Source organism: Bacillus cereus (genome assembly GCF_002567495.1).
In the GTDB taxonomy this organism is placed as follows: Bacteria; Bacillota; Bacilli; order Bacillales; family Bacillaceae_G; genus Bacillus_A; species Bacillus_A cereus_AQ.
The window spans coordinates 1-5,657 of the sequence record NZ_NVAP01000094.1 but is presented as its reverse complement, the minus strand read 5'-3'; the positions used below and the strand labels follow the sequence as shown (position 1 = coordinate 5,657).

Here is a 5,657-nt window from a genome sequence, read left to right as displayed (position 1 = left end):
TCTATAGGGTACATTTTATTGCATGGCATTCTTTTTATTTTGGATAAAAGAAATGTGTTTATTTCTGAAAATTGTTATTTTTGAAATCTTTCCATATAATGAAAGTAATAGGGGTTATAAAGGGGAGTTATGAATAGATAATACTTTAGTTAATTAATTATTTTTGATCTTAACTAATATAACAGTGGAGTTGAATACAATGGAACAAAATCACTTTAAATGGAGTAACAAACAATTACGAGAACATGTTGAGATAATAGACGGCACAAGAAGTCCGCACATTTTATTAAAGAATGCAACATACTTAAATTCCTATATGCGTGAGTGGATAGTAGCGAATATTTGGATCTACGATGACAGAATTGTATATGTAGGAGAAAAACTGCCAGAGCAACTACATGAATGTGAAATCATTGATTGTGATGGAAAGTATGTAATTCCTAGTTACATAGAACCACATGCACATCCATATCAGTTGTATAACCCAGAGACGTTAGCGGATCATGCGATGCAATTTGGAACAACAACTTTCATTAATGATAATTTAACTTTATTTTTCACATTAAAGCGTGAAGAAGCCTTTCGTTTATTAGATGAATTTAAACAGATTCCAGCAAGTATGTATTGGTGGTGCCGTTTTGATGGACAAACTGAATTGCAAAATGGTGAATCTTTATTTCATAGTGAAGAAATAATAGAATGGCTGAAACATGAAATGGTTCTGCAAGGCGGCGAGTTAACAGCATGGCCCAAATTATTACATGGCAATGATGAAATGTTAAATTGGGTGCAGGAAACGAAGCGATTGCAGAAGAAAGTAGAAGGGCATTTTCCGGGAGCATCTGAAACAACGTTAGCAAAGTTGAAGTTACTAGGTACAGATTGTGATCATGAAGCGATGACAGGGCAGGAAGCATTGACTCGTCTTATGCAAGGTTACACCGTTTCTCTTAGAAATTCTTCTATCCGGCCAGATTTAGAAGTTTTACTAAAAGAATTACTAGAATTAGGCGTGAAACAATTTGATAGATTTATTTTCACTACAGATGGTTCACATCCTTCGTTTTATGAAAATGGAATGACAAACGTTATGATTTCTACCGCCATAAAACAAGGAGTGCCAGTAATAGATGCATACCAAATGGCAAGTTATAATATTGCTCGCTATTATAATATGGAGCATGTGCATGGTTCAATTGCGACAGGTAGAATTGCCAATATTAATATTTTAGAAAGTAAAGAAAACCCGGTGCCAACGAGTGTAATCGCAAAGGGACAATGGGTAAAGCGTGATAGGGTAAATAAAAATGCATCATTACTTATAGAATGGAGTAACTTCAAAGTAACTCCACTACTGTTAGACGGGACCATAGAAAAAGAGGATATGATTTTTTCTAATAAAACGGGTATACACTTATTAAATAACGTTATAACAAAACCATACGTTAGCGAAATCGACTTAGACTGTGATGAATTGTCTATTGATCATGATGAATGTTTTCTCATGATGATTGCTCGTGATGGCAGTTGGCGAGTGAATACAGTTGTGAAAGGTTTTGCGAGTGAATTAGGTGGACTTGCTAGCTCTTATTCTGGTACAGGTGACATCATTCTCATTGGAAAAAGAAAAGAAGATATGCTTACAGCCTTTCATAGAGTAAAAGAGCTTGGCGGCGGGATTGTAATCGCTGAAAAGAATGAAGTATTACACGAAATTGCATTACCGTTGCTCGGAATCATGTCTCATTTGAAAATGAGCGAGTTAATCCAGAAAGAGAAAAAGATGGTGAAATTACTACAAGAGCGAGGATATACTTATAACGATCCGGCATTTACAATTTTATTCTTTTCTGCGACGCATTTGCCTTTTATACGAGTAACGCCAATAGGATTATATGATGTAAAAAGTAGTAAGGTAGTTGCCCCGCCGGTGAATTTGATACAGCAATATTAAAAGGAAAGATCCTATAAAAAGTGTATTTTATAGGATCTTTCTCATTTTTAGCATAAGAATGTTGTAAGCCTCAAATGATATAGTATCTAAATCATTTGAGGTGATATGTAAATATGAAAAAAATATTGTACATTTTAGGCGTATTTGTTTTGTGCGTATCGGTACAACATGTTGTACATTCTCAATCAGATGCACCAAAGTTATCTTCAGATTGTCTCGAAGAAAGTAAACTTCGGGATGAAAAGTATGTGGAAAATATTATGAAGGACATTAAATCCGTATTTCATTTGAATTTTGATGAAAGTGGCTTTTGGGAAGTTAATAAAAGAGATTTAGAAGCTGCACATTTAATGTATGGTGGTCGGATTGATGATACGTATTATAATTCGTTAACGAAAGCTTTTGAAAGTGGTGGATATAGAGGCGAGCCAAGATTGTTTGTAAAGCCGCTTGAAGCATTTTTACTCTATAAAGAAATAGACGATACAAATGTGATAAAACACCTTGAACTTGAAAAAGAGGAATGGGTTGTTACAGAAACGAAAAAGAAGCAAGGGAAAATAGTGGAATACAAACCGTTACAATGTGAAAAAGATGATTTGAAAAAGAGAAATGAGTATCATAAGCCAAAATGAAATAACGGAAATTTTGAAGGAGAAAAATTTCGTTAATACTTGTAAATGAGGCGGTAGAAATTCCTAGTGATTTCGCCGTAAAAAACGTCATTTTAATTTTTAAAATGACGTTTTTTTATATTCTCAAAGCTTTTGCATCGCATTCTCAATCTTCTTCACCAAATCAGTCGACACCTTATGAAAATACCCCAAAACTACCTTTCGAATATCATCAGATATAACTTTCAAATCACTAGCTAAGTTTTCAGCAAGATGTTCTTTTTCTATCGGTTTTAACCTCGTATAAAATTCACCGGCCTGCGTAAAGTCATCTTGTTTCGTTATAGAAGTTCTTTCAAGTTTACCTTCAACATACCTTCCGTCACCGCTTGTTATTTGATTAGCAGGTGTCCAACCTTGTTGTTGGTTAATCACTAATTTGCGAAATTCGGGACCAATTCTTCTTCTTTGTGAATCACTGTAAATGTTAGCGCGTCCTTGTAGCATTTTATCATCTGATAGTTCTGCACCATCCAGTAAATTAGAGGGGGAGAATGCGACTTTTTCTACTTGTTCCATAAAATTTTCAGGATTTTTATTTAATACCATTTTCCCGACTGGTATGAGAGGATACGTCTGTTCATCCCATACTTTTGTGTCATCTAAAGGATCATAAGATAGGTGCGCTTCATCTTTCGGATCCATGAGCTGGACGTATAAACCATACTCCACTGGTTTACCATTTTCAATAGCATCATATAAATCTTTCCCGCTATAATCAGGATTTTCGGCTGCTAGTTTAATTGCTTCTTTACTAGTAATGTACTGTACACCTTCAAATGGGTACCAATGATACTTTACATACTTTCGATTACCTTCAGCATTTCTCCAAACGTATGTATTTACGCTATGTCCTGGGATGTGACGAAGGCTTTTTGCCGTACCGGTATCAGAGTATAAATGGACAACAAAATGAATAGATTCAGGTGCTCTAGCGACAAAACTCCAAAATCTATTAGGGTCTATTAAATTATTTTTAGGTGAGGGCAATAATGCGTGAATAGTCTCAGGGAAACGCATCGGATCACGAACAGAAAAGACAGGGATGTGGTTACATAAAAGGTCGAAAACGCCTTCTTTTGTATAAAATTTTGTAGCGAAACCGCGTACATTTCTGGAAGTATCAGGTGTTCCTTTCGTACTAACAGCTAATGAAAAACGGACCATAACAGGAATTTTCTCATTTGAGTTTTGTAAAAAACTTAGTTTTGTATGTTCACTCATCGGATATATCGTTTGAAAATAACCGAATGCACCAAATCCTTTTACATGAACAGGTCTTTCTAAAATTTTTTCATGAATAAATTCTTGTAATGACTCATGCAGTACACTATCTTGCTCTAGTACGGGTCCACGTGAACCAACTGTTTGAGAGTGAAGTTTAGCTGGTTCATTACGTTCTCTATTTTCATTAAAGCCTTTCCCTAGTATAGATTGCCCCTGTTTATCATAGTTTTCATCCATCGATATAGCCTCCAAATCTTTTTTGTCCATTGTTACTAAATATGATTCTATAGCCCTAATTATGTATGACATACAAAGTTCAAAGCAGTAACATACCGCTAGATGAAAAAAATGCATATAGAGTGGACCTGTTGAAATAGAAGAAATTATGGAAAAATGAATGTCGTGAAGAAAATGACTATTAAAATTTCAATCTGAAAAATGAATTTATACATGACTTTATAGAGAATGAACAGAAATAAACAGGGAAAATAACTAGGAGGAATTTAACATGTCGGTTTGGTTTCAATTAGATAAAGAATATATGATGTCTACATATTGTCGTACAGAGGTTGCAATGGAAAGAGGAGAAGGGTGTAAACTATATGATGTAGAGGGTAAAGAGTATTTAGATTTATTTTCTGGCGTAGGCGTAAATGTATTAGGATACAATCATCCTAAAATTGTACAAACGACAATGGAGCAAGTTACAAAAACGTTGCATCTGCCGTTTCACTTTTTGAACCCAGTTGCGATTGAGTATGCAAAGAAATTAGTAGATTGTACTTTAAAAAGCGGAAAAGTCTTTTTTACAAACTCTGGTACGGAAGCGACAGAAACGACGTTAAAATTAATTGATAAATATAGATCTATTACGAATGAAGAGCGTGACGGAGTAGTTGTGTTAAAAGGTAGTTTTCACGGGAGGACGTTAGGGGCACTATATTTTACGAGACAAGAAAATATATATCAAAATTTCCCTAAAACATCTATTCCTGTATATGAAGTAGAGCGCGAAAATATAGACCAATTAGAAGAGACCATTATTAAAGAAAACCCAATTGCGATTATGCTAGAGCCTGTTTTAGGAAGTGGGGGGATTTATCCTTTATCAAGTGAATATTTACATGGTGTTCAATGTTTATGTGAGAAATATAATGTACTTCTTGTCGTTGATGAAGTTCAAAGTGGTATGGGTAGAACGGGAAAACTATTTGCTTATCAAAATTTTAATATTACACCAGACATTATTCAAATTGGTAAAGGAGCAGGAGGCGGGATACCGCTAGGAGGAATTATTGTAGGTGAAAAGTTATGTGATGTATTTTCACCAGGAGATCACGGGACAACATTTGCTCATTCATCAATGGGAACAGCTTTAGGTTTAACGGTATTAAATACATTACTTGATGATGGGTTAATGCAAGAAGCTTATGAAACGTCACTATATTTGAATGACAAACTACAAGACATCCAAAAAGAGAATTCTTATTATATTCAGGAAGTGCGTCATGCGGGGATGATGTTTGGGATAAGTGTGAATGACACGAATGAAAATGTGAAGAAATTACAGATTGAGCTAATGAATAAAGGAATGTTAGTCGATGTAACACAAGGGAATATTATTCGATTACTTCCGCCGTATATTATTACGAAAGAGGAAATTGACGCATTCACTTATGAGTTTATTTCCTGTGTTCATAGCATAGCAGCTACAGCAAGTATTTAAAAAAATATAAAAAAATATAAAAAAATATAAAAAAATAAAGAAGGCGCTAAAATAGCGCCTTCTTCAGCTTTTTATA

4 protein-coding genes are annotated in these 5,657 nt (G+C 34.6%); 3 read left to right on the top strand and 1 reads right to left on the bottom strand.

Going from position 1 to position 5,657, the window contains the following annotated elements; all coding sequences use genetic code 11:
- Window positions 1–199: 199 nt before the first annotated feature.
- Together COK05_RS30260 and COK05_RS30255 are read left to right on the top strand one after the other, a co-directional pair.
- A complete protein-coding gene (locus tag COK05_RS30260) occupies window positions 200–1,954 on the top strand; it encodes an adenine deaminase C-terminal domain-containing protein (protein ID WP_098615466.1) in 1,755 nt (584 codons plus the stop codon).
- Between the two features lie 113 nt (window positions 1,955–2,067).
- Window positions 2,068–2,589, top strand: a complete 522-nt coding sequence (locus COK05_RS30255) for a hypothetical protein (protein WP_098615465.1) — start codon at window positions 2,068–2,070, stop codon at window positions 2,587–2,589.
- 123 nt (window positions 2,590–2,712) lie between these two features.
- Here COK05_RS30255 and COK05_RS30250 read toward each other — a convergent pair whose 3' ends face one another.
- Window positions 2,713–4,092, bottom strand: coding sequence for a catalase (locus tag COK05_RS30250; protein ID WP_098615464.1), 1,380 nt, complete (start codon window positions 4,090–4,092; stop codon window positions 2,713–2,715).
- A 271-nt stretch (window positions 4,093–4,363) separates the two neighbouring features.
- On the opposite strand from COK05_RS30250, the gene COK05_RS30245 reads away from it, so the two are divergent.
- The gene (locus tag COK05_RS30245) at window positions 4,364–5,581 is read left to right on the top strand and encodes an aspartate aminotransferase family protein (RefSeq protein WP_098615463.1); all 1,218 of its coding nucleotides are present in this window, start codon (window positions 4,364–4,366) and stop codon (window positions 5,579–5,581) included.
- The last annotated feature ends 76 nt before the right edge of the window (window positions 5,582–5,657 follow it).

Excerpts from the sequence above, each read along its gene's own strand:
- COK05_RS30260 (WP_098615466.1), top strand. The coding sequence starts at position 200 with ATGGAACAAAATCACTTTAAATGGAGTAACAAACAATTACGAGAACAT.
- COK05_RS30255 (WP_098615465.1), top strand. The coding sequence starts at position 2,068 with ATGAAAAAAATATTGTACATTTTAGGCGTATTTGTTTTGTGCGTATCG.
- COK05_RS30250 (WP_098615464.1), bottom strand. The coding sequence starts at position 4,092 with ATGGATGAAAACTATGATAAACAGGGGCAATCTATACTAGGGAAAGGC.
- COK05_RS30245 (WP_098615463.1), top strand. The coding sequence starts at position 4,364 with ATGTCGGTTTGGTTTCAATTAGATAAAGAATATATGATGTCTACATAT.